General features: G+C 46.4%; 19 protein-coding genes and 1 tRNA gene. 5 read left to right on the forward strand and 15 right to left on the reverse strand.

Annotated elements, in window-relative coordinates; genetic code table 11:
* Positions 1-102: 102 nt before the first annotated feature.
* Entirely contained in the window at positions 103-522 is a 420-nt protein-coding gene (locus tag ACTQ3R_RS15570) for a hypothetical protein (RefSeq protein ID WP_441780128.1), read from the reverse strand.
* Between the two features lie 409 nt (positions 523-931).
* On the opposite strand from ACTQ3R_RS15570, the gene ACTQ3R_RS15575 reads away from it, so the two are divergent.
* Both ACTQ3R_RS15575 and ACTQ3R_RS15580 read left to right on the forward strand, forming a co-directional pair.
* Positions 932-1,007, forward strand: a tRNA-Ala gene (locus ACTQ3R_RS15575).
* A gap of 121 nt (positions 1,008-1,128) precedes the next feature.
* Complete coding sequence (locus tag ACTQ3R_RS15580; RefSeq protein ID WP_441780127.1) at positions 1,129-1,455, forward strand: hypothetical protein; 327 nt, start codon at positions 1,129-1,131, stop codon at positions 1,453-1,455.
* Positions 1,456-1,507: 52 nt separating this feature from the next.
* On the opposite strand, the gene ACTQ3R_RS15585 is transcribed toward ACTQ3R_RS15580, so the two are convergent.
* The 14 genes from ACTQ3R_RS15585 to ACTQ3R_RS15650 all read right to left on the reverse strand — a co-directional run bounded on the left by ACTQ3R_RS15585 (position 1,508) and on the right by ACTQ3R_RS15650 (position 11,614).
* Positions 1,508-1,687, reverse strand: coding sequence for a hypothetical protein (locus ACTQ3R_RS15585; protein WP_441780126.1), 180 nt, complete (start codon positions 1,685-1,687; stop codon positions 1,508-1,510).
* An 85-nt stretch (positions 1,688-1,772) separates the two neighbouring features.
* Entirely contained in the window at positions 1,773-2,924 is a 1,152-nt protein-coding gene (locus tag ACTQ3R_RS15590; protein ID WP_441780125.1) for a hypothetical protein, read from the reverse strand.
* A 25-nt stretch (positions 2,925-2,949) separates the two neighbouring features.
* Positions 2,950-3,144 carry a hypothetical protein gene (locus ACTQ3R_RS15595; RefSeq protein ID WP_441780124.1) on the reverse strand — a complete coding sequence of 65 codons (195 nt, stop codon included), beginning with the start codon at positions 3,142-3,144 and terminating at the stop codon, positions 2,950-2,952.
* 135 nt (positions 3,145-3,279) lie between these two features.
* Positions 3,280-3,468: a cytochrome C gene (locus ACTQ3R_RS15600; RefSeq protein WP_441780123.1), complete on the reverse strand. Its 189-nt coding sequence runs from the start codon at positions 3,466-3,468 to the stop codon at positions 3,280-3,282.
* A gap of 96 nt (positions 3,469-3,564) precedes the next feature.
* Entirely contained in the window at positions 3,565-4,170 is a 606-nt protein-coding gene (locus tag ACTQ3R_RS15605; protein WP_441780122.1) for a type I restriction-modification system subunit M N-terminal domain-containing protein, read from the reverse strand.
* Between the two features lie 166 nt (positions 4,171-4,336).
* Positions 4,337-7,348 (reverse strand): DUF4268 domain-containing protein, encoded by a 3,012-nt coding sequence (locus ACTQ3R_RS15610; protein WP_441780121.1) that lies wholly within the window; start codon positions 7,346-7,348, stop codon positions 4,337-4,339.
* Positions 7,349-7,682: 334 nt separating this feature from the next.
* Positions 7,683-7,940 (reverse strand): hypothetical protein, encoded by a 258-nt coding sequence (locus tag ACTQ3R_RS15615; RefSeq protein WP_441792703.1) that lies wholly within the window; start codon positions 7,938-7,940, stop codon positions 7,683-7,685.
* A gap of 59 nt (positions 7,941-7,999) precedes the next feature.
* Positions 8,000-8,746: a DUF2089 domain-containing protein gene (locus ACTQ3R_RS15620; RefSeq protein ID WP_441780119.1), complete on the reverse strand. Its 747-nt coding sequence runs from the start codon at positions 8,744-8,746 to the stop codon at positions 8,000-8,002.
* 251 nt (positions 8,747-8,997) lie between these two features.
* Positions 8,998-9,243, reverse strand: a complete 246-nt coding sequence (gene rhuM, locus ACTQ3R_RS15625; RefSeq protein ID WP_441780118.1) for a RhuM family protein — start codon at positions 9,241-9,243, stop codon at positions 8,998-9,000.
* A gap of 69 nt (positions 9,244-9,312) precedes the next feature.
* Positions 9,313-9,696 carry a hypothetical protein gene (locus ACTQ3R_RS15630; protein ID WP_441780117.1) on the reverse strand — a complete coding sequence of 128 codons (384 nt, stop codon included), beginning with the start codon at positions 9,694-9,696 and terminating at the stop codon, positions 9,313-9,315.
* A gap of 70 nt (positions 9,697-9,766) precedes the next feature.
* Entirely contained in the window at positions 9,767-10,111 is a 345-nt protein-coding gene (locus tag ACTQ3R_RS15635) for a hypothetical protein (protein ID WP_441780116.1), read from the reverse strand.
* A gap of 24 nt (positions 10,112-10,135) precedes the next feature.
* Positions 10,136-10,543 carry a hypothetical protein gene (locus ACTQ3R_RS15640; protein ID WP_441780115.1) on the reverse strand — a complete coding sequence of 136 codons (408 nt, stop codon included), beginning with the start codon at positions 10,541-10,543 and terminating at the stop codon, positions 10,136-10,138.
* 22 nt (positions 10,544-10,565) lie between these two features.
* The gene (locus ACTQ3R_RS15645) at positions 10,566-10,961 is read right to left on the reverse strand and encodes a hypothetical protein (RefSeq protein ID WP_441780114.1); all 396 of its coding nucleotides are present in this window, start codon (positions 10,959-10,961) and stop codon (positions 10,566-10,568) included.
* A gap of 14 nt (positions 10,962-10,975) precedes the next feature.
* Entirely contained in the window at positions 10,976-11,614 is a 639-nt protein-coding gene (locus tag ACTQ3R_RS15650; RefSeq protein ID WP_441780113.1) for a hypothetical protein, read from the reverse strand.
* A 188-nt stretch (positions 11,615-11,802) separates the two neighbouring features.
* Here ACTQ3R_RS15650 and ACTQ3R_RS15655 point away from each other — a divergent pair, with 188 nt between their 5' ends.
* From ACTQ3R_RS15655 to ACTQ3R_RS15665, 3 genes are all read left to right on the forward strand, one after another.
* Complete coding sequence (locus ACTQ3R_RS15655) at positions 11,803-12,099, forward strand: type II toxin-antitoxin system RelB/DinJ family antitoxin (RefSeq protein WP_441780112.1); 297 nt, start codon at positions 11,803-11,805, stop codon at positions 12,097-12,099.
* 2 nt (positions 12,100-12,101) lie between these two features.
* Positions 12,102-12,437: a type II toxin-antitoxin system RelE/ParE family toxin gene (locus tag ACTQ3R_RS15660; RefSeq protein WP_441780111.1), complete on the forward strand. Its 336-nt coding sequence runs from the start codon at positions 12,102-12,104 to the stop codon at positions 12,435-12,437.
* A gap of 237 nt (positions 12,438-12,674) precedes the next feature.
* The coding region (locus ACTQ3R_RS15665) for a hypothetical protein (protein ID WP_441780110.1) at positions 12,675-12,893 on the forward strand (219 nt) is incomplete at its 3' end.

Raw genomic sequence — 12,893 nt, forward strand, 5'->3', positions numbered from 1 at the left:
CTGCCTTTTCCCTTTACAGGGATTTTCTTGTGGCAAGACCAGGGAATTTTTTTGGCAATTTCAAGGATTTTGCGTTGGCATTTTCAGGGATATCTTATTGTCTCATAACAGAACATTTCTTTCACTGCCTACAACACCTACCAGTCGGGTTCGAAACATCCCGCTTTCTTCCACCAAGCCACGCATCATAATTCCGTGTGCGAACAGCAAATCATCTACGGAATACGGATCAAGCTCATCCAAATGCTCATAAATATCATAGGCATTTTTTACTTCTGCAATATCCTTCGGTGGTGCAAGAACATGTTTACCGTTTAGTACGGCAGTTAACTGTTCCAAAGAAAGTGTGTTTTGCTCAATGGCCAGCGAGCTATGGATGGTACGAATTCTGTTTGTTCTGCGCAAAGTTGGATTTGTAGAAAGAAAATCAGTGGAACTCAATTTTCCAACCAGCTCTGCAATTTCCGCCACATAGTCAATCATTGCATTGGTGATTTCGAAAGGAGGCTTTATATTCTTCATTCCTATACCTCACAAGAATAAATTAGCATGATCATTGTATCATACATCGCTCATTTCATCAATCAAAACGACAATATAATACGCGCATTATGGGGTTTTATGGAATATAAGATGTGAACCGTTAGGGGGAAAAGCCTGGATTTCATCGAGCCGTACGCATCTAATTCGTTAATTTTTGTGCTTATTTTTTGTGTGATTTACAACTTTACATAATTTAACATTATGTAAAGTTGTAAATTGAAATGCGAACTATCCGGTAGCGCATCACATTCGCATCCATATGCAGTCACATCCCACAGCTTAGGTTCCTTTCCAATTCAGCAGTCCGATTTCCCGGACTTTCCCCTCAAAATTGAATATCTCAAAAATCCATTTTTCATAACTTTTTTGATTGAAAAATGGCTGATTTGGGCGGTTAGCTCAGCTGGGAGAGCGCGGCGTTCGCATCGCCGAGGTCGAGGGTTCGATCCCCTTACCGTCCACCAAAATTGGAAATCGCCGCAGTTTTCACTGCGGCGATTTTTCATTTGACCACAGAAATACCACAGACGGATTTCCGGTTTGACCACTTGACTGGCACCCCCTTCTCGGGAGTGCCCGCCTTTTTTGTTTACAGCGGCCCAGAAGTTGAGGGGCTTTCTTCGGAATCTGGGATATGACAGTGACCCGGCCAGTGCCTACGGCCACTTTATGCACCAGACGCTGTTCCTCCAGCACATAGAGGAGGTTCTGAGTTCCAGAGACCTAAAACCGAGCCAAAATATTTTGTTATCCTTCAAACTTCTCAATCTGGCAGAGCCCCATTTTCCCCCACGGGCCGCTGACCATCTTGCCCAGGGCCGAAGAAATTCGTATGGCGTGCTCTGCGTTACGGTCAACGGCGAGGGCGACATCAGCGTAACCTTCCGTAACGGCCAGACCATCAAGGCATAAGAAAAGCTCCTCACCACTGGATTTCTCCGGTAACGGGGAGCCTTTCTTGCTCTCATCTCTTATTTGCAGATCTAACTTCTGCTGTTGTTCTTTCAAAAACCTTGTCAATAAGCTCGATTAGTATTTCTTTGATTCCATGTACAATTTCGATAATCACCTCGTCGCTTACACCCGGTTTAATCTCCATTGTCTCATTCTTAGCTACATCAAGTTCAGTTCTGTTTTCATCCATAGTATAATTCTCCTTTGTTTTAGTGTCTTCGATAAAGGTTGTGGCCACTTCCCTTGAAGCATCTTTATCTTAGCACGGGAGAAAATCAGTTCTCTATGGACGGTTTTCGGGATAAGGATTTGTAGTCGAGCGACAAAGCATCGTACATCTTACGAACGGCTTGAATTTTCGCAGGAGACCAGCTCTTATTCTCATGATAAGTCCTAAACACATCATAAGTCTCGAATACGGATGCCCAGTCATTAATATCCGTATTCTCTGCAAACCATACACGCATCGGTTTTCCATTCAAATAGATATGAGACTGAACAGCATTTGCCAGCACATTCGCTTCAATGATCCTTGAAAACGACAACTCGCCAATGCTCCCTGCCGGAAGGCTTACTATTTGTTTCAAGAATCGCTGGCGCTGCAATATCATGGGATACTCTACAAACCGATCATTGTCGTGCGCATAAGCAGGACAAATGTCCGGGAGGCAAGATGTGCATTTATAGCTACCAGCCGTAGCCATAAGCCTGTTCTCCATATCAGGAATCTGCGTCACACCAGCTGCCTCCATTTCTGTGGCCAGCGCATAGAAAAACTCAAATGAATACTTTGTTTCAAGAGTAAACAGTACCAAAGAACTGAAGATTGTTGCTTCTTGCTCTCTATTAAATTTTCCTCTCTGCTTTCCTATGACTTCGTCATACTGATTCGCCATGTCTATAAATCGATCAACCGATATTTTTTTGGATGAACCAATACGTCTTTCAATAATTGCTTTTACAAGACCCATGTCATGTATGTTCTGAATTTCCCAGTATTGAAATTCAGAGAGTTCATAGCCGGGGAATCGATTAGTCTGCTTCTGCGGTTTGGTATCTGGTTTTAGAATATCTACGCCTATCGTCTCTTTTAGACGTTTTCCCTCAAGTTCATAATGATCATTCACATAGTCTATGATGCGCTTGTTATTCTTTCGAGCAAGTTCAAGCTCCAATCCGTCTCTTTCAATGTAGTATTTCAAGGAATGCTTCTCCGCATTGATCAGGTATGCGTATCTACAGCACTCTACCAGAATTTGAAAAATTACGTCTTCAACGACAAGCTCGTTAGAAAACAATGTATCCAGATACTCCTCTTCGTAGTATTTGAAGATGCTATTCCCTATTTCATTTGCCGCAGCGGTCATTTTTGAATTCAAATCGCAACACCAGCTTTCTTTCTTCTTAAGACAAAGGGCGACCATCATGGCCGCCCTCTGCTGCATTCTCCAATTAGCTACGCTCTGCGATCCAGTCCACGACATCGTCAATGGTGAGCTCAAACCGGCTTCCTGCAACGACGTAATTCCCGTACAGATCATAGATGCTGTACCCGCCGAGATTATCAGCGTGGATATTATGAACGCGACTCTTATGCAGTCCATAGCCCAGCTTGGAAAGTGCGTAACGAGCTTGTCTCTCAGACATGGTTCCTACCTCCTTTCAGAGAAAGTTCCATGCCATACCACGCCACGCCAAACCACGACAAAAAGTATTGCGCTCGGTGGAGCTCGTGTTTCACATTATATCACGGGCGGTAAACCCTTTCTATTCGCATTATAACTATATCTTGTTTTCTTTCGCCTGAAACTTCGCCAGAGTCTCAAGCATATGCTTTCCGATGGCCTCCGGATCATAATCGAATCCAGCACAGATAATCCGTAACCCATCTGGCGTCAACATCTGTCCGTGGTCTCTGGCGTGGCACAGACGCTTGTATTCTTCATACTGTTTATTCGTAAGTTTGTACATCAACATTCCTCCATATACAAAACGAGCCGGGACTGTGCCCGACCGAAACCCCTGACCCAAAACGAAACCCCTAAGTCAAAACCGAAACCCCTACGGTCAGGCAACCTTAAATTGTATTAAATACGGCGTCTTAATTTCATAGACCGTCATGCTGGGATCGGTGGCTTTATCAATACCAATCACCTTTGCCATAATCCGAGAGACTTCGCCCGGCGTATAGAACTGGCCTTTGCTCTTGCCGGAATCCTGGGCAAATTTCCGCATCAAAAACTCGTAGGCGTCGCCCAAAATGTCATCACCGCCAGCGCGGTTGTTGGTGAAGTCCAACTCCGGTTTCTGGAAAATTTCCACGAGACCAGAGAGCTTATCTACTGCTTCCTTGTCAGTGCCCAGTTCCTCGCTGTTGAAGTCAGCAATGTCAATAATACCTTTCAAGTCGTTGGCTTCTGCAAGCTTGCCAATGATGATATTGATGCCTTCACCAATGTTTTTCTTATATTTTAAGTTAATAATATCATCAAAGCTGCCGCCTCCCGGCACTTCAATGTCCCAATTATCGCTGCTCTTGAAGCGATCGGACACATACTTTACAAACAACAGTGTCAGAATGTAATCCTTATAACGAGCCGGTTCCACACCGCCCCGCAGTTTATCACACGCAGCCCATATCTGACTGTAAATTTCGCTCTTTTTGATTGCCATGACTTGTCCGCCTTCTCTAAAATTTCCTGTGGAGTTCACCCTCTAATGCCATAGAAATCCGCTGCAAATGATATCCGAAACCATGTATGCCCCTTCTATCACTTGACTATGTTCAGTCCAATAAGGCAAGAGTTTTTCTTTTTATATATTTTGTGCTAACTAATCATTATTCAGCCAATGCCTGTTTCAGCTCTTTCTCAAAGGCCCACACCTGTTCTATGCACAGGTTCAGTTTTGCGAAAATCTCCTGCTTATCTGAAGACACCCCGATATCCACACTCTCCGTACGGAAAATTGTCCACCACTTCCATCCATCCCTTCTGGGACGCACAATAGGCAAGGCGCTGACACGGTCGCAAATTTCCAAGAAGTCTTCTGTGGCATTTCTGGAACTGAGGGCCAGTTGAATATACACCTTGTCTCCAGTACGGTTGACAATCTCATAAAAATAATGATTATCCGTTCCCCAACCACTGGGAGCACCAGGAAGATCCGGGAATATCTCCGACATCTGCTCTGTCGTAAAGCGGGTCAATGTGCGGTTGCATCTCGCCAAATTTCCCTTTATCTCCGGCCGGCTTACTGTCCACTCCCGCAAAATGCCGGCAATCTCAGAAAGCCGTTGCTCTACTTCGTCCTCTTTCTGCAGATGCGGAAGAACTGCATTACAGATCGCAGCGCTCCACTCTGCGTGAAACTTTGCCATACGGGGCCAGTCTGCCTCATTTGCAATGCTCACATCCTTCAGCGCATAAGAAATCCAGGATGCTTTATACTGGTCGGCCCGCTCCCAGGTCAGTGTGATCCCCAGTTCGTCTTCGATCTCATCCTTGTGCCTGTACAGCAGATCAAAAGTAGCCTTGTTTTTTGCCGTATCGCTTCCAAGATAGAAATCAACCCGCGCCCCATCATAGTTGGCAATGCATTCGATGGAAAATCCACTCATTCTAAAGAACCCAGATAGTACATTGGATGTGGTAGGATTGGCGTTGGCGAAACTGCCCCGGTGCATATGCTGCTTTTGAATCACGGGCAAAGCATAGGACCAATATCGTTTACGAAGTTCAAAGCGGTTGGACTCGGCCATTTTCTCAGCGTCCAAGTTCTTCAAATAGAATACCAACTCCATGGGGTCAACACCATAAAGAGCAAACAGCCGCCGCAGAATGGACAGTTTGTGGGCTGTGCTGGTGTTTTTCTCTAAATAGATACTGTCATCAATTTTCAGCGCGCTGCGCAGCCCGCTCTCACTTCCGGAGACATATACCGCAAGTTCTGTTGCCTGGCTCGTACTGTACGCCAAAGCGGAAAGAATTGATTTATCCTTTTGGTGCAGGAACTTTACCACATGCTCGAACATATCTGTCCAACTGACAACGGGTTGTTCCATATTCAGCAGACTGTATTTCACAATTTCTTGCCCAGTGAGGTCCGCATCCTCATCGTCCAGCGTGCAGGAGTCAAACTCCTTCTCCATCGGTTTGAAATCTGTCTGTGGGCAACGCCAAATTTGAAGCGCCCGGGCAACCATCTCTTGATTACGCTCTTCCAGTTCCGGCAGACCCCAGGCATCTTTCAGAGCGATCTTCTGATTCATTCTCAATCCGCTGTTCTGGTAGCCTCCCTGCTCGGAGTCCCGTTTTTCCTGGAAGGTCTTATTGCTGAGGCTGGGATTATAACCAGTCAGGGTCAGATTGGCCAACCGATGCAGCCACATTGCATGGATCTCAGCAGCGTTGGTCCCCAGTTCCTCCATCCACGCCGGTGTCAAATGCTGCGGCATAATATGCTCAATGCTGTAGTCGTTATTGTCCAGATGGGCATAGACACTCTTTGTTTCCACCGTACCATAGTTCTCAAATCGCTCAAATAAGTATGCCTTATATTTGCCCCGCATCAGATAAACCTGCTTGGCAGCTAAAGCGTCGGAAAACTCCCGATCATCCGGGAATCGCCCGCTCTCCCGCTTACTCCGCAGGGCATAAATGAATTTATCTACATAGTTATCCGCAGTGTTGTCGTAGCGCAGGATCTCCTTATTCAACGTCAAGAACACCTTGTTTAAGGCATTGGTGGGAACTTCACAGATGTTTCGCCGGAAGAGGTAGTTTTCTGTGATCTCGAAAACATCCCGCACCGTTTCCACAGAGAGTTTGCCATCCTGATTCAGCCGCAGCACCTCCATCAGGAAGGGGCGGGTCACCGTGATCTCCAGGCGGGCCATGCGGTACAGGCAGTTATCCAGCCGCTTCTCTCCCAGCCCGCTTTCACAGGTCAGAAGCTTTTCAAAGAGCCGTGCATACTTCAAAAGATCCTCCAGCAGTGCTTCAATGGGCAGCTGGATCTCCTCCACATATCGCTTGAACGCTTGGTAAATCGTGCTGACATTGGGAGTCATCTGCTGTTTGATACTGAGATAGTCCCGGACAAAAGAGCTGACATCATTCCGGGTGCATTTCTCAATTTTCTCCCAGTATTCGGTGTAGTACTTACTCTGCTCTTTGGGCGGAAGGCCCATGAGAATGTAATTGCGGATCTTGTCCCCTTCCGCCAGAGCCAGGCCGGTGGAGTTTAGGCTCTCAAAAATCAGCTGGGCATTATCATCCGGTTCCAGCGTAATGCTGATAATCTCCAGCTTGCTGATGGCGGCATATAACTCATCAACCGGAATCTCCTCTTTCAACAGAACATCCCTGAAAAACAGATAATTGAGGGTCAGGTTCGAGGCACGATCATAATCCTCCACCGGACCAAACAGTTTGGTAAGGGCCTCACGGTCACTTTTAACAGGCCGGAGTTTGATCCTGTCCTCCTCACTGGCCCACGGCGCTATCAGAAAACGCTGTCTGATCTGCTCATCCAGCCGAGCCTCCCGAGAAGTCAGTTTTCCTTTTGTGATGAGGTTGCAGATAGCAAGAAGCAACAGGGAAACGGTGGTCAGTCTCTGCTGACCATCTATGATATGATACTCAATCTTGCTCCCATTGGGGACCACCGATGAGACGATACTCCCAAAGAAATGGCTGATCCGGCCGGTTTGTACAACTTTTTTGAGATCTTCATAGAGTTGACGACAGTTCTCCTGTTTCCAGTCATATTTCCGTTGATAAACCGGGATGATATATCGCTTATCGGCCCCTTCCATGAACGCGGTCATTCTCGTCTCTGAACCTTTCATGAAATGCCCTCCTCTTTCTCTCAGCAGAACATTTTGTTATAAATTTTCATTTTGTAGTATAGCACAACATAAGTAAAGTATCTACTGGCTGCGCTTCTCATTTCATTTTATTTCCAATTCAAGTTATCAGCAAAATAGAATATTCTTTTCAAACTCCAAATTTTGCACCAAATAATTTTTGTCGAAAAGCAGTCGCCCATATACGCGATTAAAAGCGACAAGCTCCCCACCTGCTCCAGCAAAAACACTGTGTCAGGTAGAGAGCATTCGCAATTTGAGCCACAGAACTTATTGTTTTCTTTTTTTGAGCACATTCCGTCCCAATAACTTGACTCTATCCAACGATCCGCCTATCCGTAATGATCCCATAGAGATACGATGGTCCTTGAACATTTAGCTGATTTAATTTTGTTATGTTTAACTCCGGAATGGCCAGTGCCCTTTCGATGTCACGACATGGGATATTCCGGTTTGTATTTTCTAAAACAATATACTGACCAGAAATATGATAGGTATAGGGCACCCTCTTTTTTGTGTAAAACAGTTCTCCTGCATGGGAAGTAATTCTTTTCCATACTTCTTTTATATCCATCATATACCCTCCGTTCCATGTAACTTAGATTTTTTGAAACATAAAGCATCTTCTGCGTTTCATCGCGAAACAGCATAATGATCAGACAAAATCAGTTCACCACGGCCATTTTGCGCAATCCCAGCCCATTCCAAAACAGCTGCCATTACAAATACAGGATCAAATACCGACTCTCCAACTTTGCGCCCACGATATTTCGCAATCGCGCCCACAACGGTCGTTTCTTCACAGCCAGGATCACCCAGTTTAAAATTCCGTCCATTTCCTTTTCGCGCTCGGCCGCCCTGCTCTCGGAGGAGATCAACAATCACATCAAATACCGTATATTCATAGGCCGGCTTTATAGGCAGCTTATCACTTGTAAATGTTTTGCCGTCCGCCTCTGCGTATATTTCACACGGAAGGCCCCTTGCTGTATACACTGTTACATGGCCACCATGTTCCTTCAGTTTTGCCTTGATGATTTCCGATGCCCGATTACTGTTGTAATCTACATCCAATCTGTTGATATCTATCTTCTCTACTCTCTCGGCACCTTTCGCAATACCAAGATTCAGTGCTGCAAGTAATTCATCCAGTTTTCGTTTCACAACAGAATAAGTCGTATTCAAATCCGCCTGCACCTCAGACAAATTTCCCCTGGCTTTCAAAAACGCAAGGAGAAATTGTAATTGTTCATCATTCAACCGATCAAAACAACTTAATTCAAAATCATTCCTCAATTCCAGACCACAATCCGGACATTTTAAAGTTGAGATCTGCAAGTTCCCCTGGCATCCAGGACACTTCGAAATAATCTTGATCATACCACTCACCTCTGGTTACACTTTATCATTAGTAGCAAGTTTTGTCAATAATAGTAGCAATATTTTTTCCACTATTTTTAATTAGTCGAATTACATGAAGTGGTTGTGGCAGGCATACACTTTTCGTTTTACTGGGCTCTGCTGTTTCCCCTTTTTGTTTACAGCCCCTCAATTTCTGGGCTACGATCTCTACTCTCTTTGTTCAGCCAGTCGTATGAATAATATTTTTCTGATGTGGTGTAATAAAATATTCAAAAATGGCATCCCCTCTCCGGTATGTTCAAGTAGTGTGCAAAATTACAACACTTCCTCATTAAAAAGCAAACCGGTCTACGGAACAGTGTAAACCGGCTCAAATACTTATGACTATGTATCAATTTATCCGACAGCACACCCGTGGCCCAGATCCCGCAGTGGGTAGCACGCCGGGAGTTGACTCGATACCTCACTGAGACAATGGCGGCTAGGTTATAAAACTGCGTCAGATATTTTTCCATCAGAGGCCGTTGCCGAGAGTTTCTCGGTCACTGCTCCTTTTATCAGTTCTCCATCTGCAAAGATATTTTTCAGTCCCAAGTATGAAAGATGATCTCCCCCACCGTCTGCGGCTTCCAATAAAGGATCTGCTCCAGTTCTTCCGGGCTCAGCTCCTGGTCCAGGCCATTCCAGTTCTGGTTCAGTTCGGAAAGGCTCAAAAAACGCATCGTTCCCTCTGGCAGTTGGAGCCACTCCGGCGGACTGTTGAAAATGAATTGGTCAGAATCGTCCCGCTGAGCAAAGGCTGCATAGGGATAATGGACGTTCTGCAACACAAAGACGGACTGGTCATATCTTTTGAGTTTAGCAGAATAAAAGTTTCTTGCTGATGTATTTGTGTCCAATTCTGTCACAGTCCCGCCGTTTGTTCGGGCCGGCGCATGGCACATCCGGCGGAACTCTTTTTCATCCAAAAACGGTGGCGGGTCCGTACGTACGCTCCAAAATCCTGTAATTCCTCTTGGAAGTATCATATTATCACCATTATTTACGCAGCAGGTCATCAATGCAGTTACCGTTAAGGTCAAAAATTGCGGTATAAATTGCCACATAACTGCCTTCAGCATCGCAGATGTCCATACTGAAAGCAATGCAGTGCAGGGGCGTGTCATACATATAGTTTTTCTCAAATGCGGCAATTTTCCGCTTAAACTGATAGGTTTTTGCCACAGTCCGGTAATCTGCCCACATTTCTTTTTGAAAATCCTCCGGATCATCATCGTACCAATTTTTCAGATACTCCATCACGAACTGCGTGGTTTTCTCAAATATCTCATACTTTGCAAGGTAATCATCAAACGGCATCCCGTTCAGCAAAATCTCGCTCATGGCACACGCCCCCCTTTATCGCTCCTATTCTGAAGAAGAAACTCTTGCAAAGCCTTCTGTCCAGTGACCCTGGCCGATCTGGTAGGTATCCAGGCTCCACTCCTGCTTGTTCATACGCCGCTTGGCTGCATCCATAGCCCTGTGGGCTTCTGAGAAGTCCACATAACAGGGGCTGCTCCAGACATCTGTCTCATCCCCCTCTGCGTTCTCGTCCCAGCCCCAGATCATGTGGACCGTCCCGACCGGAGCAATGGTGCCGATCACCGGCTTTTCTGTAATCTCGTAAGTGCAGGGGTAATCACAAAATCCGGGGACGGCGGATAAGTAATGTTCAGCCATTCGCCGGGCCTTTTCACTGGATTCAAACAGGCCGATGAAAAAGCCTTCCTGTCGCTCATTAAACAGCATTAAGCTGTATAGCAGATTTGTCATATGCGTCTTCCTTCTGGCTTATTTAGTCTCCCAGGCCGGACAATCCGTATCCATGCTCCATGGCTACATCACATACATGACCCAATTGCTCCGCAAAACGCCGGATCTTTTGGAAGGATAGGCCATATTGCCCAATCACGCGGTTTTCTTCTATGCCATGTTCCTCCAGCCACTTTACGATGGATTGCGAAAAAGTCTTGATTGCGGGAACCTGATCCGCTTCCAGTTGGGTCTCCATGTACGGCTCAAATTGGTAATAGTATGTATAGTTTGTGAGTTCGTTTCTGGTATCGTACAGGAAACCGTCCATTCCTTCCGGCTCTTCTACTGTATGATGCTTCATCGTTTTCCTGGGGCTCGCAGACACAATCTCAAACGCATGGTTGATGTCTCTGGCTGCAACTATGGAAAGAGACATGGTTTCATCCCTCCTCACACCAAAAGCCACTTCTGGCCGTCGGGCATTCGGCGGATGCTTCCCGGTATCCGCTCCAGCACTTCCCCGGTATCATAATCCCGCACCAGAAGCTCCTCCCGGTAATCCGGGTCCTCATACCAAACCGAGGTATACAGCCTGTTTCCCTCCAGAAACTCAAAATACTCATGGTCTTCTACTGCAAAGTCCCGGCGTTCCGGCCAGAGAATCTGAAACTGATTGTCATGGGCTGACCGCGTCAGCATCAGGGGCGAGGCCTCCAGCATCAGGTTATAGCAGTCCTCCACGATAGAGAGAGGCAGTACCGCCAGCGGCTTTGTGGTTTTCTCTGCTTCATGGTAAGTCAGAATGCGAATCTCCTCCTTTGGAAAATCTACCATCAGCAGTACCACCCGCCCGTCATGGTACACCGGCCTGCCCAGGTACTGCCCCAGCTTGGTGCATACCGGCTCATAGACCGTGCCCTCCGGGCAATGGACCAGGACAAGCCGGTTCTTCTCAATGGGATGGCCGCTGCGGAACAGCTCCTCCGCCTCATATAAATCGTTGCTGGCATAGTCAGCACCCCAGTACCATTCGCTGCTACCAGGCAGCGGCTCCAGATTGGTGATCCCGTTTGTGATGATGCGTTTCATATCCTGTCCTCCGGCTATGTCCCGATTTTGTTTTTGCGATTATATCACAGCGAATGGAGGATGCTCATGAATATTCTCTTAAGTTTTCTTAATCTGCAGACAGAAAATCCAGATCTACGTTTACTTTGAAATGTATTGCAAAACGCTATACAAATGAGTATAATAGTTTTGGAAAGGTGGTGTCCTTTATGGCAGCCAAAACAGCCAATGTAACGGCAAGGGTTCAGCCCGAGATCAAGCAGAAGGCCGAGGCGATTCTCGATCAGTTGGGTATTCCGGTATCTGTGCTGATCGATTCTCTTTATCGACAAATTATTATGACAAACAGCATCCCATATTCCTTCCGTGTTCCTGCTCTTCCAACGCAGGACGAACTCTCAGCAGAACAGTTCAACCAGATGATGGAGAAAGGACTGAATCAGGCTAAGGCGGGTCAGGGTATAGATCTGGATTCTGCCTTTGCCCGTATCAGTGAGAGTATCTGAGGATGGAGTATCAAGTTAACCTGACCGATTATGCCGTGGAGCAAATGCAGAATATTGCCCGCTATATCTCCAAAGTCCTTCAGTCTCCGGACACAGCTCGTCGTTGGATGGAGAAAATCAAGTTGCAGATTTCCTCGCTGCGCACTATGCCAAATCGTTACCCTCTAACGCTCGAAGAACCATGGCGTTCTGAGGGAATCCATAAAATGCCCGTAGAGAATTTTCTGGTGTATTATTGGATTAACGAAACTCAGAAAACAGTATGGGTCATCGTAGTGGTTTATGGCCGGCGGGATCAAATCCAGGCACTCCGGGATGTGCCAAATAATGTACTCTAATCGGTTCACGCTTATTTTTGTTTACAGCCCCTCAATTTCTGAGCCGTAGGTGGCGCAGAAATGACTTGCTTAATCCCGTCCTCAGAGGTACAATGCAGGCAGTCAGAGGCATGAAAAACGCTCCCCGTCCCTGTCGGCGAAAGACGTCGGCAAAGGCTGGGGAGCGTTTCTGACCACAGAACCCACCACACACCGTTCCGGACCACACGGAAACAGCATGGTCAAAGAGGCCCAAAGATGAAGTGGAACGGAGCAAAAACAGCTAAAAATGGCTGGGAATGCTCGAAAAAAGTTTCAGGTGCTGGTTCGCATTGTGGGGGTCGTCGGTTCGAATCCGATCAGGTCCACCAACTAAGGTTGCTGAAAAAGATGCAACCCCTGAAACCCTTGCTGCGGCAAGGGTTTCAGCCGTTTCAGAGGACAAAATCGAGCACCAGACGAGATGGAGATGCAAAA

The sequence above is a fragment of the Lawsonibacter sp. LCP25S3_E2 genome, assembly GCF_052117285.1.
In the GTDB taxonomy this organism is placed as follows: domain Bacteria; phylum Bacillota; class Clostridia; order Oscillospirales; family Oscillospiraceae; genus Lawsonibacter.